This window comes from Knoellia sp. p5-6-4 (assembly GCF_029222705.1).
Taxonomy (GTDB): Bacteria; Actinomycetota; Actinomycetes; order Actinomycetales; family Dermatophilaceae; genus Pedococcus_A.
Genome location: NZ_JARGZF010000001.1, coordinates 111,029 through 130,026, shown reverse-complemented (window position 1 = coordinate 130,026; position 18,998 = coordinate 111,029). Strand labels below are relative to the sequence as shown.

17 protein-coding genes are annotated in these 18,998 nt (G+C 72.0%); 13 read left to right on the top strand and 4 right to left on the bottom strand.

Going from position 1 to position 18,998, the window contains the following annotated elements; genetic code table 11:
* The first annotated feature begins 53 nt into the window (after positions 1–53).
* From P2F65_RS00645 to P2F65_RS00620, 6 genes are all read left to right on the top strand, one after another.
* The gene (locus tag P2F65_RS00645; RefSeq protein WP_275803167.1) at positions 54–917 is read left to right on the top strand and encodes an aldo/keto reductase; all 864 of its coding nucleotides are present in this window, start codon (positions 54–56) and stop codon (positions 915–917) included.
* Between the two features lie 68 nt (positions 918–985).
* Entirely contained in the window at positions 986–1,177 is a 192-nt protein-coding gene (locus tag P2F65_RS00640) for a hypothetical protein (protein WP_275803165.1), read from the top strand.
* 64 nt (positions 1,178–1,241) lie between these two features.
* A complete protein-coding gene (locus P2F65_RS00635; RefSeq protein ID WP_275803163.1) occupies positions 1,242–3,494 on the top strand; it encodes a phage holin family protein in 2,253 nt (750 codons plus the stop codon).
* 149 nt (positions 3,495–3,643) lie between these two features.
* Entirely contained in the window at positions 3,644–4,321 is a 678-nt protein-coding gene (locus P2F65_RS00630) for an MIP/aquaporin family protein (RefSeq protein ID WP_275803161.1), read from the top strand.
* 97 nt (positions 4,322–4,418) lie between these two features.
* A complete protein-coding gene (gene fdhA / locus P2F65_RS00625) occupies positions 4,419–5,630 on the top strand; it encodes a formaldehyde dehydrogenase, glutathione-independent (RefSeq protein WP_275803159.1) in 1,212 nt (403 codons plus the stop codon).
* 342 nt (positions 5,631–5,972) lie between these two features.
* Positions 5,973–6,155, top strand: a complete 183-nt coding sequence (locus P2F65_RS00620; RefSeq protein ID WP_275803157.1) for a hypothetical protein — start codon at positions 5,973–5,975, stop codon at positions 6,153–6,155.
* Between the two features lie 32 nt (positions 6,156–6,187).
* On the opposite strand, the gene P2F65_RS00615 is transcribed toward P2F65_RS00620, so the two are convergent.
* Positions 6,188–7,804 (bottom strand): AMP-binding protein, encoded by a 1,617-nt coding sequence (locus tag P2F65_RS00615; RefSeq protein WP_275803156.1) that lies wholly within the window; start codon positions 7,802–7,804, stop codon positions 6,188–6,190.
* Positions 7,805–7,911: 107 nt separating this feature from the next.
* Here P2F65_RS00615 and P2F65_RS00610 point away from each other — a divergent pair, with 107 nt between their 5' ends.
* The 3 genes from P2F65_RS00610 (at position 7,912) to P2F65_RS00600 (ending at position 10,708) form a co-directional block, all read left to right on the top strand.
* Positions 7,912–9,099 carry an acetyl-CoA acetyltransferase gene (locus tag P2F65_RS00610; RefSeq protein WP_275803154.1) on the top strand — a complete coding sequence of 396 codons (1,188 nt, stop codon included), beginning with the start codon at positions 7,912–7,914 and terminating at the stop codon, positions 9,097–9,099.
* A gap of 71 nt (positions 9,100–9,170) precedes the next feature.
* A complete protein-coding gene (locus P2F65_RS00605) occupies positions 9,171–9,881 on the top strand; it encodes a DedA family protein (protein WP_275803152.1) in 711 nt (236 codons plus the stop codon).
* Between the two features lie 11 nt (positions 9,882–9,892).
* Positions 9,893–10,708 carry an alpha/beta hydrolase gene (locus P2F65_RS00600; protein ID WP_275803150.1) on the top strand — a complete coding sequence of 272 codons (816 nt, stop codon included), beginning with the start codon at positions 9,893–9,895 and terminating at the stop codon, positions 10,706–10,708.
* A 76-nt stretch (positions 10,709–10,784) separates the two neighbouring features.
* Here the strand turns inward: P2F65_RS00600 and P2F65_RS00595 are convergent, their stop codons facing one another.
* Positions 10,785–11,759, bottom strand: coding sequence for a glycosyl hydrolase (locus tag P2F65_RS00595; protein ID WP_275803148.1), 975 nt, complete (start codon positions 11,757–11,759; stop codon positions 10,785–10,787).
* A gap of 199 nt (positions 11,760–11,958) precedes the next feature.
* Here P2F65_RS00595 and P2F65_RS00590 point away from each other — a divergent pair, with 199 nt between their 5' ends.
* Together P2F65_RS00590 and P2F65_RS00585 are read left to right on the top strand one after the other, a co-directional pair.
* The gene (locus P2F65_RS00590; protein ID WP_275803146.1) at positions 11,959–13,128 is read left to right on the top strand and encodes a N(5)-(carboxyethyl)ornithine synthase; all 1,170 of its coding nucleotides are present in this window, start codon (positions 11,959–11,961) and stop codon (positions 13,126–13,128) included.
* A 52-nt stretch (positions 13,129–13,180) separates the two neighbouring features.
* Positions 13,181–13,639, top strand: a complete 459-nt coding sequence (locus tag P2F65_RS00585) for a GyrI-like domain-containing protein (protein ID WP_275803144.1) — start codon at positions 13,181–13,183, stop codon at positions 13,637–13,639.
* Here the strand turns inward: P2F65_RS00585 and P2F65_RS00580 are convergent.
* Entirely contained in the window at positions 13,623–16,451 is a 2,829-nt protein-coding gene (locus P2F65_RS00580) for a cation-translocating P-type ATPase (RefSeq protein ID WP_275803142.1), read from the bottom strand. The genes P2F65_RS00585 and P2F65_RS00580 overlap by 17 nt on opposite strands.
* A gap of 145 nt (positions 16,452–16,596) precedes the next feature.
* On the opposite strand from P2F65_RS00580, the gene P2F65_RS00575 reads away from it, so the two are divergent.
* Positions 16,597–17,418, top strand: a complete 822-nt coding sequence (locus tag P2F65_RS00575; protein WP_275803140.1) for an ATP-binding protein — start codon at positions 16,597–16,599, stop codon at positions 17,416–17,418.
* A gap of 33 nt (positions 17,419–17,451) precedes the next feature.
* Entirely contained in the window at positions 17,452–17,934 is a 483-nt protein-coding gene (locus P2F65_RS00570; protein ID WP_275803138.1) for a hypothetical protein, read from the top strand.
* Here the strand turns inward: P2F65_RS00570 and P2F65_RS00565 are convergent.
* The gene (locus tag P2F65_RS00565) at positions 17,931–18,896 is read right to left on the bottom strand and encodes a sensor histidine kinase (RefSeq protein ID WP_275803136.1); all 966 of its coding nucleotides are present in this window, start codon (positions 18,894–18,896) and stop codon (positions 17,931–17,933) included. The two genes, P2F65_RS00570 and P2F65_RS00565, sit on opposite strands and share 4 nt — an antisense overlap.
* Positions 18,897–18,998 lie beyond the last annotated feature (102 nt).

Below are 18,998 nucleotides of genomic sequence, written 5' to 3'. Positions count from 1 at the left end.
TTTGCCCCAGAGGACCACCCGCAGGTCTGACCGCGACGAACAGGAGTGACGACATGAAGCAGCGCATCCTCGGCGACCTCAAGGTCGGGAGCATCGGCCTCGGCGGCATGCCCATGTCCATCGAGGGACGCCCCGACGAGCAGCGCTCCCTCGCCACGATCCACGCGGCCCTCGATGCCGGTGTCACGCTCATCGACACCGCGGACGCCTACCACCTCGAGGCTGGTGAGGTCGGCCACAACGAGGAGCTCGTCGCCAAGGCCCTGCGGTCCTGGGGCGGGGACTCCTCCGGTGTGGTCATCGCCACCAAGGGTGGGCACCTGCGCCCTGGGGACGGGTCGTGGACGCTGAACGGGGACCCCGCCTACCTCAAGCAGGCGGCCAGGGACTCCGCGAAGCGGCTCGGTGTCGACGCCATCAGCCTGTACCAGTTCCACCGACCCGACCCGAAGGTCCCCTACGCCGAGTCGATCGGGGCGTTGGCGGAGCTGCTCGACGAGGGCGTCATCGTGCGGGCCGGCATCTCCAACGCCTCCATCGCCCAGATCGAGGAGGCCAACGAGGTGCTGGGAGGCCGCTTGGCATCGGTGCAGAACCAGTTCTCGCCGGCCTTCCTCTCCAGCCGGGCGGAGCTCGAGCACTGCGCGGAGCGCGGCATCGCGTTCCTGCCGTGGAGCCCTCTGGGCGGCATCTCCAACGCCGCGGAGCTCGGCTCGAAGCACGGCGCCTTCGCCGAGGTCGCTCGGCGGTACGGCGTGAGCCCGCAGCAGGTCGCGCTGGCCTGGGAGCTCTCGCTGGCAGAGGTGGTCATCCCCATTCCCGGCGCCTCCCGCCCGAGCTCGACCCGGGACTCCGCTCGGGCCGTGGACGTCGAGCTCAGCCCGACCGACCGCGCTGACCTCGACCGGGCTGGCTGACCGCTCGCGCTGGCTGGGCGCTCGCGCTGGCTGGGCGCTCGCGCTGGCGGGCGGGTTACGCTCGGCAGGTGAGTCGTGCTCTGGCCATCGCGCTCGGGAGCGTGATCTTCCTGGTCGGCGCCCTGTGGACCCTCCAGGGGTTGGGCTACGTCGGAGGCAGTCCCATGAGCGGCGTCACCCTGTGGGCGGTGCTGGGGCCGGTGGTCGCCTTCCTCGGCCTGCTGCTGGCGGTCGTCGGAGGGCGGCGCCGCCACGGGTGAGCCCACCCACGTTCATCCGCCAGGGGTGGGGTCATCGCGGGGGAGGGCTGCCAGCATCGTGGCGGTGGAGACCACGAGCACAGGTCCAGCGGACGGCGGCCCCGGCGGCGACGCCGGCCCGACGAGATCCGCTGCCCCCAGCGCGCGGTCGCGAGCCGGCCTCGGATGGCGCCTGCTGAAGGGGCGGAAGCCGACGTCGTGGTCCGAGATCCGGCGAGCGGCGGTCAACCTGGTCCTGAGCTGGATCGTGCTCTCGGTCACCATCTGGGTCACGCCCGGGGTGAACGCGGCGGCGACCCTCGACGTGCTGCTCGCCGCCGTCATCCTCGGCGTGCTCCACGGGCTCGTCCAGCCGCTCGTGACCTCGGTGGCCCTGATGGTGGGCTGGCTGGGCGTCCTGCTGGCGAGCGTGTTCGCCGAGGCGGCGTTCTTCTACGCCGCCCTGAGCCTGACGCCGGGCATCTCCGTGGACGGCTTCTGGAACGCCTTCTGGGCGTCCTGGCTCTTCTCCCTGCTCGTCACGGCGGCCACGTGGCTCGTCAGTGCCGGAGACGACACGGCGTTCCTCACCAACCTGCTGCGCCAGTCCCGCAAGGCGAGGGCCCAGGCCACCACGACCACGGTCCCGGGCGTGGTCTTCCTGCAGATCGACGGGCTGTCGGCCCCGTTGCTGCGCTGGGCGATCCGCAGCGGTGACCTCCCGACGCTGAGCCGCTGGATCCGCTCGGGTAGCCACACCCTGACCGAGTGGGAGGTCCAGCTGCCGTCGACCACGCCGGCCAGCCAGGCGGGCCTCCTCCACGGCGCCAGCTCGCAGGTCCCCGCGTTCCGGTGGTACGAGAAGGAGAACGACCGCCTGCTCGTGGCCAACCGCCCCAAGGACGCGTACGTGATCCAGCAGCGACTCTCGGACGGTCGGGGCCTGCTCGCCGACGGCGGTGTCGGGATCTCGAACATCTTCACCGGCGACGCCCCGACGGCGCTGCTCACCATGAGTGCCGTCACCGCTCCCGGCTCCCGGAGGGGTCCGTCACGCGGCTACGCCACCTACTTCATCAACCCGTACGGGTTGTCCCGCTCCCTGGTCCTCTCGGTGGGGGAGATGGTCAAGGAGCGACACCAGGGCCGAAGGCAGCGCCGCCGTGCGGTCGAGCCCAGGATCGAGCGGCACGGCTCCTACGTCGTGCTGCGGGCGGTCACCAACGTCCTGCTGAGGGACCTCAACGCCGGGCTCATCGTGGAGCAGATGATGTCGGGGAGGCCGTCCATCTTCTGCGACTTCACCGACTACGACGAGATCGCCCACCACGCCGGGCCCACCCGGCCCGAGTCGCTGGCCTCGCTCGCGGGCCTGGACCACCTCATCGGGGTGCTCCACGCCGCGGCCGAACAGGCGCCCCGGCCCTACGAGTTCGTCATCGTCTCGGACCACGGCCAGAGCCAGGGGGCGACGTTCCGGCAACGCCACGGCCAGAGCCTCGAGGACCTGGTCCGTGAGCTGTTGGCCGGCCGTGTCGACACCGTGACCGCCGCCACCAACCTCGAGGAGACCGCGGGGCCGGCCAACACGCTGCTGTCCCAGGTGGGGGAGCAGGGAGGCGCCACGGGGAAGGCAGTCAGACGGGCCACCCGTCACCGGTCCGTGGGCGACGAGGTGCACCTCGAGAGCGGTGCGCCGAAGGCCACGGTCGCCGGAACTCCGACACAGGCCTCGCCGGACGGCGCCGGCGCTGGTGACGTCGTCGTCATCGCGTCGGGCAACCTGGCGATGGTCTACTTCACGCGCTTCACCGGACGGATGAGCCGCGAGGAGATCGACGCCGCCTACCCGGGGCTGGTCGCCTCCCTGGCCATGCACCCGGGCATCGGGTACGTGGTGGTGCGCTCACAGGAGCACGGGACCGTCGCGCTGGGCCGTGGTGGGACGCGCTACCTCGACGAGGGCCGCGTGGAGGGGCGCGACCCGCTGCGGGCGTTCGGTGGTCGGGCAGAGCACCAGGTCGGGCGGCACGCGGCGCTCGAGCACGTCGGCGACCTGGTCCTCAACAGCCCGCTGTACCCGGGGACGGACGAGGTCGCGGCCTACGAGGAGCTCGTCGGCAACCACGGCGGACTCGGAGGCTGGCAGACCCAGGCGGTGCTCGTGCACCCGACCGCGTGGCCCCTCGACCAGGACGCACCCCTCGCCGGCGCGGACGAGGTGCACCGGCAGCTCGTGCGCTGGCTGCGCCTCCTCGGCCACCGGTCCGACATCCCGGACCCGACGGACCCGCCTGGCCCGGCCCAGGTCGAGGCGGTGGCCTCCACGACCGACTAGCGCTCGGTGGGGGTTGAACAGGCGGAGGTACCGGTCTAGCGTCAGGAAGGCGCGGGCGCAGGGCGCAGCTGCCAGGGACGCGGCTGCCGGCGACTCAGGTCGTGACTGGGCTACGGGGGCCGCGACCGTTTCGTGCAAGGGGGCACGCAATGCAGGCAGGCCTGTGGCGCCGTGTGGTGGCCGAGTGCGGCGGGACCGCGATGCTCGTGCTCGTGGGGGCCGGCTCCGTCGTCGCAGCGCTTCGCGTGGGCGGTGGTGAGGTGGGCTACGCGAGCCTGGGCTTCACCTCCCTGACCTTCGCCATCGTGGTGGCGGTCGTCATCCACGGCTTCGGTCCGGTGTCCGGCGCCCACATCAACCCAGCCGTCACGCGTGCGCTCGCCGCCACCCGGCGGTTCCCGTGGGCTGAGGTCCTGCCCTACGTGTTGGCCCGGCTCGTCGGCGCGTTCGTCGGCGCCGTGCTCATCATCGCCGTCTTCGGCTCCGGCGCGGTCGAGCTCGGTCTGGGCGCGACGTCGCTGGGGGAGGGCGTTCCCCACTGGCGGGGCATCGTCGCCGTGAGCCTCGGCACCTTCCTGCTCCTCTTCGCGGTCATGGAGGTGGCGGTGGACTCGCGCGCGCCCCTGGGCTGGGCCGGGCTCGTGATCGGCCTGGCCGCGGCCGCCGCCATCCTGCTGATCGCCCCCCAGACCGGTGGTTCGCGGAACCCGGCCCGGACGTTCGGGCCGTACCTCGCCCTCGCCCTGTTCGGAGGACAGCTGCCCCGCCGGGCACAGGCACCGGCCGCCGAGGAGTCCTACACCCCGAACCCACCCGAGGAGGCCTGAGCCGGGCGCACGCCCATCGTCATCACCGCACGGCCCCGGGCCGGCGGGAAGTTCTCACCAGCGGAAAAGTTCTCACCAAAGGAAAGGAAGAAGAACCATGACGGGAAACCGTGTTGTGGTCTACAAGGGTCCGGGAGAGGTCGCCGTGGAGTCGATCGACTACCCGAAGCTCGAGCTCCCTGACGATGTGGTCAAGGGCCTGGGCCTGAAGAAGAGCGCTCCGCACGCCGCCATCCTCAAGCTGGTGACGACCAACATCTGCGGCAGCGACCAGCACATGGTCCGGGGGCGGACGACCGCACCGGTGGGGCAGAGCCTGGGCCACGAGATCACCGGTGAGGTGGTCGAGGTGGGCGAGGACGTGCTCTTCGTCAAGCCGGGTGACATCTGCTCGGTCCCGTTCAACATCGCGTGCGGGCGCTGCCGCATGTGCAACGAGGGCAAGACCGGCATCTGCCTGAACGTGAACCCCGCCCGGCCCGGGGCGGCCTACGGCTACGTCGACATGGGCGGCTGGGTCGGCGGGCAGGCGGAGTACGTCATGGTGCCCTTCGCGGACTTCAACCTGCTCCGCTTCCCCGACCGGGACCAGGCCCTCGAGAAGATCCTCGACCTCACGATGCTCTCCGACATCTTCCCCACCGGCTACCACGGCGCCTACACCGCGGGCGCGACGACGGGTTCGACGGTCTACGTGGCCGGTGCCGGTCCGGTCGGCCTGGCCGCGGCGCACTCCGCCCAGCTGCTCGGGGCGTCCGTCGTCATCGTGGGTGACCTCAACGCGGAGCGGCTCCAGCAGGCGAAGAGCTTCGGGTGCGAGACGGTCGACCTCAGCTCCGGGAACGAGCTGCCTGACATGATCGAGCAGATCCTCGGTGAGCCCGAGGTCGACGCAGCCGTCGACGCCGTGGGCTTCGAGGCGCGCGGCCACGGTGCCGGCGCCGCGGAGGCGCCCGCCACGGTGCTCAACGACATCATGACGATCGCCAGGGCGGGCGCGGCGCTCGGCATCCCCGGCCTGTACGTCACGGGTGACCCCGGGGGCGTCGACGAGGGCGCCAAGATCGGCCAGATCGGCGTGCGCCTCGGTCTGGGGTGGGCGAAGTCGCACTCCTTCACCACCGGCCAGTGCCCGGTCAAGCGCTACAACCGTCAGCTGATGAACCTCATCCTCAGTGGCAAGGCGCAGATCGCCAAGGCCGTCAACGCCACGACGATCAGCCTGGACGAGGCTCCCCAGGGCTACCAGGAGTTCGACAAGGGAGCGGCCAAGAAGTACGTGATCGACCCACACGGCATGGTCGCGTAGAGACCCGTCTCCGGACATGAGTGAGGCCCGGCGCCCTTCCCCCGAGTTCTGCGCCGGGCCTCACTTTCTCCGCCCCGATCAGAAGCATGCTCGGTGCGCAGCATCCCTGTCAGTCGGTCGTTCACCCCTGTTTCCCGGCGCACGTCCTAGGACTTATGTCCTAACCATCGGGCGGCCGGACGAGGGCGAGCCTCCGCCAGAGGGAGCACCGGTGCCGGGGGAGCCGAACGGCCCTGCCGTGACCGTGGAGCCGGGCGCACACTGGTGCCGGCGGTCCAGGCCGGCGGTCACACCCGGCGGCCGGGGGTGGTGGCAGGTGGCAGGGACCAAGGGGTGGCAGGAATGAGCAGCAGCAACACGGGTGCAGCCGGCGGTGGCGCGGTCTACGGCCTGGGGATCTTCGGGGCCCTGGTCTGGTTCTGGCAGCAGGCGGACAGGTTCTGGGAGTACGTGCTGGCGGTCTTCCAGGGGCTCTTCTGGCCGGCCTTCATGGTCTACGAGGTCTTCGCGGCGCTCGCCGGCTGACGGGTCGCGGGCGCTGCGACCGGCCGCGGGGGTCAGTCCTTCGCCTGAGGCGCCGTGACGGCCTCCCGGTCCCAGGTCGCCGGCCCGACGGCCCTCGCGCGCAGCTGATGTTTGCGCACCTTCTGCGTCGGGGTCTTCGGCAGCGTGTCCACGACCTCCACATAACGCGGCCGGGCGAAGCGGGGCAGCACGAGGTCGGCGTGCGCGGCGACGGCGTCGGGGTCGAGACGGGCCCCGGGTGCGGGAACCACCGCGAGCATCACCTCGTCCTCGGTGCCCTCGGCACCGGCCGGCACGGCATACGCCGCCACCTCGGCCACGCCGTCGAGCCGGGCGATCGCGCTCTCCACCTCGAAGGAGGAGATGTTCTCGCCCCGGCGACGGATGCAGTCCTTGGTGCGGTCGACGAAGGTGACCCAGCCGTCCCCGTCCATGACGCCCGAGTCGCCGGTGTGGAACCAGAAGCCGCGCCACGCCGCCACGGTCGCGTCGGGCAGCCCCGCGTAGCCGGCCATGAAGCCGAACGGCACCTTCGGGCGCACCGTGATCTCGCCGACCTCGCCGCGGGGGAGCAGGTCGTCGGTGTCCGGGTCGCGCACGGAGACCTCGAACCAGCGGTCGAGCACCAGCCCAGCGGTCCCTGGCCGGGAGGTGCCGAGCCGCCCGTAGAGGGGGATGTTGACCTCGGTCATGCCGTAGGCCGAGACGACCTCGGGCACGGCGAACCGCTCGCGCCAGGCCCGCTCGTGCGACGGCGGGTTGGGCACCGGGCAGACCACGCGCAGGGCGTGGTCGCGGTCGTGGCGCGTGGGCGGCTGGGCGACCACGAACTGCGTCATCGCCCCCAGGAGGTTGGTCACCGTGCACCCGTGCTCACGGATGTCCGAGAGCCACGACGACGCGCTGAACCGCCCGCGCAGCACCGCTGAGGCGCCCACGATGAGGGTGGCGTAGAGCTGCATGAACAGGCCGTTGGCGTGGAACAGCGGCATCGACACGTAGTAGCGGTCGGTCTCCGTGAGGCCGAGGGCCTCGATGCTGCCGAGCCCGAAGAGGTAGCAGTGGGCGTGCGGCATCAGCACGCCCTTGGACGGCCCGGTGGTGCCGGAGGTGTACATCAGGCAGGCCGTCTCGGAGGCGGCAGGGGAGTGGCCGTCGTGCTCCGGCGCGTGCTCCCAGCCGTCGAGGGCCAGCACCTCCAGCCCCGGCACGGTCGGCTGGACGTCGGCCACCGCACCGGCGGCGTCTTCGGTGGTGACGACGTGGCGGGCGCCGCTGTCGCGCAGCTGGTGGGCCAGGAAGTCGCCCGTGAGGGCGGTGTTGAGGGGAACGATGACGGCGCCGAGACGGCCGAGCCCGAGCCAGAGCCGCACGAAGTCGAGTCCGTTCGGCAGCAGTACCGCGACGGCGTCACCCGGCGCCACCCCCAGCCCGGCACAGTGGGCGGCGACTTGGCGCGCCTGCCGCGCCGCCGCGGCATACGTCAGCCTGCCCTCGCCGATCACGGTGAGGAACGTCTGGTCGCCGCGCTCGCGCGCCTGCGCCTCGAGGACATCCGGGAGGACCCAGCGGTGGTGGTCGTGGAGGTGCTCGTACACCAGGCCACCCCACCAGAGCCACCCGCGGTATGCCGTGTGTGCCGGCCCCACTCCTCGCCGCCCCGCGCGTGCCCGCGCACCATGGCTCGCGCGGCGGGGCTGGCTAGCCTGAGAAGCCTGTCCCGACGAGGGGTGTCCCGGCGGCGAAGGAGTGGACCATGGGAGTGCGCGAGGCGTTCGACACGGACGTGCTGCTGACCGGCTGGGGGCACTCCCGGTTCGGGAAGCTGGTGGACGAGACGCTGGAGTCCCTCGTCGTCTCGGTGGCGACGAAGGCCCTCGAGAACGCAGGCGTCGAGCCGGGCCAGGTCGACGAGATCTACCTCGGGCAGTTCAACTCCGGCATGGTGCCGCTGGGCTTCCCCTCGTCACTGGTGCTGCAGGTCTCCGACGCGCTCGCCAACACTCCTGCCACGCGGGTCGAGAACGCCTGCGCCTCGGGCTCGGCCGCGTTCCAGCAGGGCGTGAAGTCGCTGCTGGCGGGCACGGCCCGGACGGTGTTGGTGGTCGGTGCCGAGAAGATGACCCACGCCCCGGCCGACGTCGTCGGGGCCGCCCTGCTCGGCGCGGACTACGAGCTGGCGGGCACACCGTCGAGCACCGGGTTCGCCGGGATCTTCGCCGAGGTGGCGCGACACCACGAGAAGCGGCACGGCCCGGTCGGCGACACGCTCGGTCTCATCGCCGCCAAGAACCACCGCAACGGTGTGCTCAACCCCTTCGCCCAGCTCCGCAAGGACCTCGGCGTGGAGTTCTGCCAGACCGTGTCGGACCGGAACCCGGTCGTGGCCGAGCCGCTGCGCCGCACCGACTGCTCACCCGTGTCGGACGGTGCGGCGGCGGTGGTGCTCTCGTCGACTGCCGCCCCGGGCGCCGCCACCGCGCCGGTTCGCCTGGCCGGCTTCGGGCACGCGAACGACTTCCTGCCCGCGGCCAAGCGCGACCCGCTCGAGTTCACCGGCAGCGTCGCCGCCTGGCAGCGCGCGATGGTGATGGCCGGGGTCGGCCTCGACGACCTCGACCTCGCAGAGGTGCACGACTGCTTCACCATCGCCGAGCTGGTGCTCTACGAGGTCATGGGTCTGGCGCCGCGTGGCGAGGGGCGACGGGCCATCGAGGAGGGCTGGGTCGAGCGCGACGGCCGGCTGCCGGTCAACCTCTCCGGCGGCCTGAAGGCCAAGGGCCACCCGGTCGGGGCCACCGGCGTCTCCCAGCACGTCCTCGCCGCCATGCAGCTCACGGGCACCGCGGGGGACATGCAGCTCTCCGGCGCCCGCCGAGCGGCCGTGCACAACATGGGCGGCCTGGCGGTGGCCAACTACGTGAGCGTGCTCGAGGCCGTCTGACCAGTTCCGCGCGGCCCACCTCATCCGGCGCAGATGGTGTGGGGCTGCGTGCCCGCGCCCACGATGGGAGCGTGGTGGATCGGCACGAGCTGTTGAGGGCCCGCAACGGGTGGCTGTGGGTCATGCTCGCCGTGGTGCTCCTCCTCGGTGGCGTCGTGGTGGCCCGGTTCCTCGACGGCCCCGAACTGTCCGAGCGGATCGCGCAGGCCAGCGACAGCGGTGCCTACCTCATGGTCTTCGCGCTGGTGTTCCTCGACGGGCTCTGCGCCCTGTTCCCGGCGGAGACGACCCTCAACACCGCCTCCACCCTCGCAGTGGAGGGAGCGCTGGACCTCGTGCCGATCATGGTTGCGGGTGCCCTGGGCGCGGTGGGCGGTGACTCGGCGCTGTACTGGGTCGCCCGGTCGAGCCGTCGGCGGTTCGAGACAAAGCTCGACCGGGCCCTGAGCAACGACAAGGTGGCGATGGCGCTCGACCTCATCGGATCGCGTGCTGCCGTGATGCTGGCCTTCGGTCGCTACGTACCCGGCCTGCGGTTCGTCGTGAACGCCTCGTGCGGGCTCAGCGGACTGCCCTACCGGACCTTCCTGCTGTGGTCCGCCGTCGGCGGGACCCTCTGGTCGGTCGTCAGCTGCACGCTGGCGTATGCCGTGGCGTCGGTCCTGGCCGGCTACCCGCTCGCCTCGGTCGTCGTCGCCGGAGGCATCAGCTCCGTCGCCATCGCGGTCATCTTCCTGGTGCTGCGGTCGCGGCGCGGCGCGGCCGCGGCCGAAGTCGAGTGAGGCCCCTGCCCGTGGGGTGGGCCGACGGCACCGTCGCGGTGGCGGGGAGGCCTGTGTACTACCGCAGGAGCGCCGATGTCGAGGACCGCCCGCCCATCGTCCACGTTCACGGCTTCGGGATCTCGGGCCGCTACCTGATGCCGACCGCGCAGGTGCTGGCACCCCGCGGCGTCAACGTGGTGCCCGACCTGCCCGGCTACGGCCGCAGCGCCAAGCCGGAGAGCGTCCTCGGCATTCCCTCGCTCGCGCAGGCTCTGCTGGAAGTGCTCGACGCGCTGGGCCTCGAACAGGTCGTGCTGGTCGGCAACTCGATGGGCTGCCCGGTCGCCCTCGAGGTGGCGCATGCGGCTCCTGAGCGGGTGCACCGGCTCGTGCTCGTCTCTCCTGCCGGCGGCATCCAGAACCAGCCCCTGGCGCGGGCGCTCGTGCAGCTGGGCGCGGACGCCCTCCGGGAGAGCCCCCGCATGGCCCGTGTCGCGGTACCCGACTACCTCCACTTCGGCCCGTTGAGCGCGCTGCGCCTCTTCCACGAGCTCACGCAGTTCCCGTCCCTCGAGCGGCTGCTGCAGACCCCGGTGCCCTCGCTTGCCGTGCTCGGCAGCCGCGACCCGCTGATGCCGCCGCCGCGCCGCGTGCAGGAGGTTGGGCGCCTGGCGCCGCGCCACGTCACGGTCGTGCTCATCGAAGGGGCGGCACACGCCCTCAACTTCAGCCATCCCGACGAGCTGGCGCACGTGATCGGGTCGTGGCTCGACGGTCGCGAGATCGTCGACGACCCAAGCCACCCGGGGCGTGCGCGGGTCGTGGACGTCTGGCGGCGCGGCTGAGCCCGGCGTGCGGGGCAGCTGCTGCGTCACCGCTCTCGCCGCGTCACTCCTCCCGCCGCGTCACAGCCGCCGCCCGTCACCGCGCCACGAGGTAGCCGTCGTCGTCGAGGCCGACCGGGATCGGGTCGCAGATCTCGAAGCCGTCGCCGCCCGCCTGTTCGAGGTCGTGGAAGCCGACCAGGACCCAGCTCCCGTCGCGGCGCTGCACCAGGGGAGCGGCGAAGAGGTCGGGGTCGGCGGTGAACGGCCGGGCCCGGTCGATGTCGAAGGGGCCCACGGGGCTGGGGCTCGGCACCGACCAGGTGCAGTAGTGGCCTGACCTCACCAGCCGCTCCTGCGTCATCTCCTGCGGGTGGCAGGTGAAGACCAGCACGGAGCGGCCGTCGATGACCTTGCTCTGCAGCACCTCCAGCTGCCCGAAACCGCTGCCGGTCCGGCTCAGGGGAGGGTCGGCCCGCCAGGTGACCAGGTCGTCGCTGCGGGCATGACCGACCACCCCGTCGTCGTTGCGGGCGCCTCCGACCGCCCGGGCGGTGAGCAGCATGTGCCAGCCGTCGCCGGCGGGGTCGGCCAGCACCAGGGGGTCGCGCCACGTCTCGCTGCTGCCCTCGAGGTGGGGGCCGGTCGTCGGCGGTGGTGCCAGGTCGAGGGTCTTGTACCAGCGCCGGTCCACCGGCAGCACGGGCTGGTCGGCGGAGCGGTGCCACGTGTGCAGGTCGTCGGACACCACGCTGCCGATGCGCTGGTCGTAGACGTGGTGACCCGCGGTGGAGATGGCCGTGTAGAACATCCGCCACTGCCGGCCGTCGTGGACGACCGACCCGGTCCAGATGGCGAGGTCGTCGAACCCCGTCTGCGCAGGACCCAGCGCAGTGCCGAGGTGCTGCCACCGCGTGAGGTCGTCGGAGACCGCGTGCCCCACCGTGGCGTGCGTGTGCCGCAGGGCGGGGTCACCCAGCGAGCGAGGGGCATGGAGGAAGAAGAGGTGGTAGCGCTCGCCGTCGTCGGCGACCCACGAGTCCCACACCCACTGGTCCTGGAGGCGCAGCATGGCTGAGTGTGGCACTCACATGCCATCCGACGCGCGCTGTGGACGTGTGGAGGGTCCGGAACCTCGTGGCCCGCTTCGGCACGCCCATCCAGGGGTGACGGAAGTCCCTACAGCGGGTCCTCGAGCCCTCCTACGGTGGAGGAGCGGGTTCTCATCGGCGAGAACCCGCCGGGGCACCACGGCAAAGGACGGTCTGACGATGACGGCAGCGGACGGCATACGGGAACACCCCCTGACGCTCGGCGTCATGGCGCGCTCACAGAAGGAGAATGAGCGCCGACTGCCCATCCACCCGCAGCACCTGCGGCACGTCGCACCCGATCTCAGGGAGCGCATCTTCCTCGAGCAGGGCTACGGCGAGCGGTTCGGGGTGCCGGACGAGGCGCTGCGCGAGCTCGTGGCGGGCCTGCGGACCAAGGCGGAGCTCATCGAGCAGTGCGACGTCATCCTCCAGCCGAAGCCGGTGCTCAGCGACCTCGCCGAGATGCGCTCGGGTCAGATCTTCTGGGGCTGGCCCCACTGCGTGCAGGACGAGAAGCTCACGCAGCTCGCCATCGACAAGCGCCTCACCCTCATCGCCTTCGAAGCCATGAACCACTGGAACCGCGACGGCTCCTTCAACCTGCACGTCTTCCACAAGAACAACGAGATGGCCGGTTACTGCTCGGTGCTGCACGCGATGCAGATCGCTGGGGTGACGGGCGACTTCGGCCGCAAGCTGAGGGCAGCGGTCATCGGGTTCGGCGCCACCGCACGCGGGGCCGTGACCGCCCTGAACGGCCTCGGCATCTTCGACGTCGACGTGCTGACCCACCGGCAGGTGGCTGCCGTCGCAGCCCCCATCCACACCGCGCGCATCGTGCACTTCGACGACCGGACCGAGGAGCACATGAGCCACGCCGTCACCGATCGGGGACCGGTGCCGCTGGCGTCCTTCCTCGCCGAGCACGACATCGTCGTCAACTGCGTGCTGCAGGACACCGACCGCCCTGCCGTGTTCCTCACCGAGGAGGACCTGCCGGCCGTGCGGCGAGGCACCCTGGTCGTCGACGTCTCGTGCGACGAGGGCATGGGGTTCAGCTGGGCACGGCCCACGACGTTCGCCGACCCCGTCTTCGAAGTGGGCGACGGGGTCCTCTACTACGCGGTCGACCACAGCCCGTCCTACCTGTGGAGCTCGGCGACGTGGGAGATCAGCGAGGCGCTGCTGCCGTTCCTCGGGCACGTGCTCGGCGGCAGCGACGCCTGGGAGGAGCACCCGACGGTGCGCCGGGCGATCGAGATCCGCGACGGGGTGGTCCAGAACCCTGCGATCCTGTCGTTCCAGGGCCGTTCGCCGGTCCACCCGCACTACCCGCTGGCGACCTGAGCGTGCCCGTCGGCGCGGCTGGGGTCGTGCCGACGAACTCCCGAGGAGATGCATGGACGAGCAGGTGCACGTGACGACGCTGCCCTCGCAGCACGTGCTGGTCGTGCGGCGCGAGGTGACTCTCGCGTCGATCGCGACGGGGATGGACAGTGCGTTCGGCGCGCTCTGGCAGCACCTGTCGGACTCGGGGGTGCAGCCCAGCGGCCCGCCGTTCGTGCTCTACCTGGGGGCGCCCGACGGGGAGTTCCCCATCGAGGTGTGCGTCCCCGTGGGGACGGGCCCAGTGGGGGCACAGGACATCGAGGCGCGCGAGCTGCCCGAGGGGGAGGGGGCGACCCTCGTGCACCGCGGCCCCTACGACGGCCTGGCAGCCTCGTGGCAGACGTTGACGCAGTGGGTGGGGGACAGCGGCCGCCGGCCGAGCGGGCCGCCGCGGGAGGTCTACGTGACCGACCCGCGCAGCTGCCCGCCGGAGGACCTGCGCACCGAGCTCGTCATCCCGCTGACCTGACCCCACCCCGGCCCGACGGTGCGGTCAGGCGCAGCACCAGCTTGCGCAGCTCGCCGGCCCACAGCACCGTGCTGGCGAGCCCGACACAGGCCACCCACTGCCCGGGGGCCAGCGGCACGGTGCCGAAGGCGCGGTTCAGCACGGGCAGGTGCACCACGGCCACCTGCAGCGCCGCCGACAGGGCCACCGCACCCCACAGCCAGCGGTTGGCGAAGAGGCGGTGGAACGCCGTGCCCGTCTCCGACCGTGCGTTGAACGCGTTGAACAGCTGCGCCAGGACCAGCACGGTGAAGCCCGCGGTGCGCGCGTTGTCGAGGTCGTGGGTCCCCGCGAGGAGGCCCTCCGGCAGGTAGAGGTCGATCGCGGCGAGGGAGGCCAGCGCCATCACCAGGCCGATGAAGAGCACCCCGCCCCACATCCGGCGGTCGATGACCCGCTCCTCGAGGGTGCGCGGGGGCCGGCTCATGACGTCCTCGGTCTCGGCGTCCATGCCCATCGCCAGGGCCGGCGCGCTGTCGGTGAGCAGGTTGATCCAGAGGATCTGCGTCGCCAGCAGCGGCAGCACGACGGCGCCGTCACCCCGCGAGAGGCCGATGACGCCGGCCAGCACGACGCCGAGGAAGACCGTCATGACCTCGCCCATGTTGGACGACAGCAGGTAGCGCAGGAACTTCCTGATGTTGAGGAAGATGTCGCGGCCCTCCCGGACCGCGCGGACGATCGTCGCGAAGTTGTCGTCGGCGAGGATCATCTTCGCGGCTTCCTTGGTGACCTCAGTGCCGGTCTGGCCCATCGCGATCCCGATGTCGGCCGACTTCAGGGCAGGTGCGTCGTTGACACCGTCACCGGTCATCGCGACCACCTGGCCCTCGGCCTGCAGGGCGTCGACGATGCGCAGCTTGTGGCGCGGCGTCACGCGGGCGTAGACGTTGCGCTCCCGGGCCGCGGCCCGGAAGCCCTTGTCGTCGAGCGCGTCGAGCTCGGTGCCCGTGACGGCCAGCGACTCCGCTGACGAGACCACCCCGAGGTCTCGGGCGATCCTTGCCGCGGTGCGGGGGTGGTCACCGGTGATCATCACGACCCTGATCCCTGCCCGGTGGGCCTCCCCGACCGCGGCGGCGGCCTCGGGGCGCGGTGGGTCGATGATGCCCACCATGCCGGCGTAGACGAGGCCGTGCTCGAGGGACTCCTCGAGGGCGGGGGTCGCCGTCACCTCGAGGGGTTGGTAGGCCACGGCGAGGGTGCGGAACGCCTCTCCCGACAGGCGTTCCACGTCGTCGAGGACCCGCGCGCGCCACCCCGCGTCCAGCGGCTCCACGTCGCCGCCCACCTGGATCCGCGTGCACCGGTCGAGGAGCACGTCGGGTGCGCCCTTGGTGACCACGGCGATCATGCCGTCGCGGGAGGCGTCCGCGTGCAGGCTGGTCATGAGCTTGCGCTCGGAGGTGAACGGGATCTCGGCCACCCGGCTGAACCGGGCCGCCCGCCGTTGGTGGGTGCCGAGCTTGGCCTCCGCCACCAGGAACGCCGCCTCCGTGGGATCGCCCTGGATGGCCCAGTCACCGTTCGCCTCCTGCTGCAGGACCGCGTTGTTGGCCAGGCAGCCGCCGGTGAGCACGTATGCCGTGGCGAGCCACAGCGGGTCGTGCTCCTCGAGATCGGCGCCGTCGTGGAGGAGGTCCCCCTCCGGCCGGTACCCCGCCCCGGTCACACTGACCTCACCCAGCGGGGTGACGACCCGGCCGATTGTCATCTCGCCCTTGGTCAGGGTGCCGGTCTTGTCGGAGCAGATCACCGAGGCCGACCCCAGCGTCTCGACCGAGGACAGCTTCTTGACGATGGCGTGGTGCGCGGCCATGCGCTGCACCCCGAGGGCGAGCACCACGGACAACACTGCGGGGAGCCCCTCGGGCACGGCGGCGACGGCGAGGGACACCCCGAGCAGCAGGGTGGTGACGACGTCGTCGGCGCTCTCGACGCCGAAGAAGAGGAACACCGTGGTCATGACGACCAGGGCGATGACGACGACCGCGGTGCCGAGCATCCGGCCCACCCGGGCGATCTCCCGCTGCAGGGGGGTGGGGTCCTCCCTGGTAACGTGCAGCAGGTCGGCGACCTGCCCCATCTGGGTGGCCATGCCCGTGTCGGTGACCACGGCGCGTCCCACTCCCTGGCTGACCGCCGTGCCGTTGAACACCATGTTGAGCCGGTCGCCCAGTGCGGCGGGGGCGCGCAGCGGCGCGGCATCCTTCAGCACCGCTTCGCTCTCCCCGGTGAGCGAGGCCTCGGAGACCTTCAAGGTCGAGGCGCTCAGAAGCCGGGCGTCGGCAGCGACGGTGTCGCCCTCGGCCAGCAGGAGGATGTCGCCGGGCACGAGCTCGCGGGTGGGCACCCGCACCTGCGCCCCGCCGCGCACCACCGTGGCGGTGGTCGCGCTCATCCGCTGCAGCGCCTCGACCGCGTGCTCGGCCCGCGCCTGCTGGAGGTGCCCGAGCACCGCGTTGAGCACGACGATGACCGCGATGACGATCGCGTCGAACGGCAGCCCCTCGGCGCCCTCGAACGCCCACGCGACGAGCGAGACGACGATCGCGGCGAGGAGCAGGTAGACCAGCGGGTCGCGGAAGTGCTCGAGGAAGCGGCGCCAGGCGGGCACCGGGGGAGCGGACGCGATCTCGTTGGGCCCCACGCTGGCCAGACGCGCAGCCGCCTCCTGGGGGCTGAGCCCGGTCGCGGGGTCCGAGCCCAGCTCGCTCGCCACGGACGAGGCCTCGAGCAGGGAGGGGTCGGACTGGGTCGTGGAGGTCTCCATGCTCCCTTCCCCGTGCCTCGGTCCGCACACGGGCGAGCCCGTGGTCGCACCGCCCACTCTGCCACCGGCGGCGCTATCCCGGGCGGACATCTCGGGTCGGGAGTAGCGTTCGAGGCGGCAGGGCAAGGCTGCGAGATGGGATTCGATGAGTGGCAAGGGTGCGCGACGCTCGTGGGCCGGTGCGAACTGGGCGGCACCGGCGACCGTCGGCCGAGCCGGCGGCCTGAGGGTCTACCCCTTTGGCGACGTCTGGATCGTGGAGGCCGACGCGCCCCTCGAGGACCTCGGCGACGACGTCGACCACGCCGTCCAGACCGCGCTCGCGGAGTGCCCCGACGGTGTCGTGCTCGTGCTGCCGGACGGGATGGACGAGCTCACCGACACCTCGGTCGCCTCGCTGTCGCCCCTGACCCGGCACGCCGACGCCTGGCCCGAGACGCCTGTCGTGGTGGCCTGTGGGAACGCGCAGGTGCGGGAGGCGCTGCGGGAGCGGCTCGGGACGTCACGCCTGGCGTTCGCGTCCTCGATGCTGGCTGCCACCGCCCTGGTCGCCGACGGACCACACCTGCTCCGGGCCGAACTGGCCCTGCCGCGGCACCCCGCCTCGGTGGGGGCAGCCCGTCGGTTCCTCGCTCGCACCTGCGAGGAGTGGCACGTCGCCCCCTGCGCGGATGCCGGCGCCCTCGTGGTCAGTGAGCTGGCCGCGAACGCGGTGCAGCACACGGCCGAGCAGGTCCGCGTGGTGCTGGTCAGCGACGGGGTGGCGATGGTGCGGGTGGGGGTGCGCGACCAGGCCCGCGACGCACCGGCCACCGTCGACGCCGACCACGACTCGCTCAACGGTCGAGGGCTCGTCGTGGTCGAGGCGCTGTCGCAGGCCTGCGGGGCGCTGCCGACCGGCGACGGCGGCAAGCTGGTCTGGGCGCGCATCGAACCTGAACTCGATCTGGGGGACGTTCGGCCCTGACGGGTGCCGTGCACCCTCGGTCCCCATGGAGGCATGAGGATCGAGTACGTCCACGCGTCCAAGTACGGGAACGGCGCCCAGGTGGCGCAGGAGTTCAAGCACCGAATGGAGGCCAGGGGGGTAGCGGTGGCGGTGCACCACATCCGTGACGTGCGGCCGCAGGAGCTGCCGTCGGCCGACCTCTACCTCTTCAGCTCACCGGGGCGGATGGGACGTCCCATCGGCGGCATGCGGCGCTTCCTGAAGAAGGTGGATCTCGCCCCCGGGACGAGGTATGCCCTGCTGACCACGGAGGCCGCGCCCCAGCCGGACAAGAAGACGGGCCGGATGCCGACCGAGGAGGAGCAGGCCCGGTGGCAGCGGGTGCGGCCCCTGATGAACGAGGCGCTGCAGGCCAAGGGGCTCACCGAGGTCGCCGAGGACAGGGTGCTCGTGACGGGCCTGAAGGGTCCGCTCGAGGAGGGCTGGCAGCACAAGGTGGAGGACTTCGCCGCCCGCATCCCCGTGCAGCCCTAGCCAGTCGGGAGCAGCGACAGCACGCGCACGTCGGTCGTCCCACCGTCGGTGCTGACCTCCACGGAGTCGCACAGCTGCCGGGCCATCCACAGGCCGCGGCCGTTGGTGCCGAGGTCCGCGGGCGGCGCGTAGCCGGCGAGCGCGTCTACGGGGCCGCCCCCGTCGTCGCGGACGTGGCAGACCAGCACCGGCACCTGCCCCGGCGCGTGCTCGGTGTAGACCGCCAGGCGGGCAGGCGGACGACCGTGGGTGAGCGCGTTGGACACCAGCTCGCTGACGGCGAGGACCACGTCGTCGACCACGTCGTCGGGCAGCCCGGCCCGCCGCACCTCCTCGCGCGCGAAGCGGCGCGCGCTGGGGACGTCGGCTCCCGTGAGGCAGCTGATGGCGGGCGCGGAGGCCGGGGGCGCAGGCACCGTCGTGCTGTCCGGGATGAAGCGGTGCGGGTCGACGAACAAGGCACTTCGCCGGGCCCCGTCGTCCTCCAGCAGCTCCGCGTGGGTGCGGTGACACGCCTCGATCAGGTCGCTGCTCAGGGCTGAGGCGTCGTACGGGCAGAGGATCTCGACGGGGTAGGGCTGGTAGACCACGTTGGCCGCGGACTCCATCCGAAGGTAGTCGGCCACCTCCATGGGCGAGCGCCTGCCGAGAGCCTGCTCGGCCACCACCCGCGAGCGGCGGCCCCCCTGTCGCTGGATGTAGTCCAGGCACTCGTAGGTCGCCCGGAGCTGGGGGTGGTAGCCGACCTCGGCATCGGCGAACTCCACGGCTGCCGCAACGGCCCCCAGTTCGTCGCGCACCCGCGCCACCTTCTCGCGCGAGGCCAGCACCAGCACCGGCTCGTCGAGGGCCAGCCCGGCGCGCACGTACCCGCTCACCCGGCCGACGAACTCGTCGACGCCGTGGTAGACGAGCGCAAGGTGGCTCCCGGATTGCCCGGTCCGTCCCGTGAGCAGGCTCACCCGGCCAGCGTAACTCCAGCCAGGGCATCCGGCACCGCCGCGGCGACGACCTCTTCCCGGGCCTTGGCAAACCGCCCTCGCCGGGGGACGAACCCGCCTACC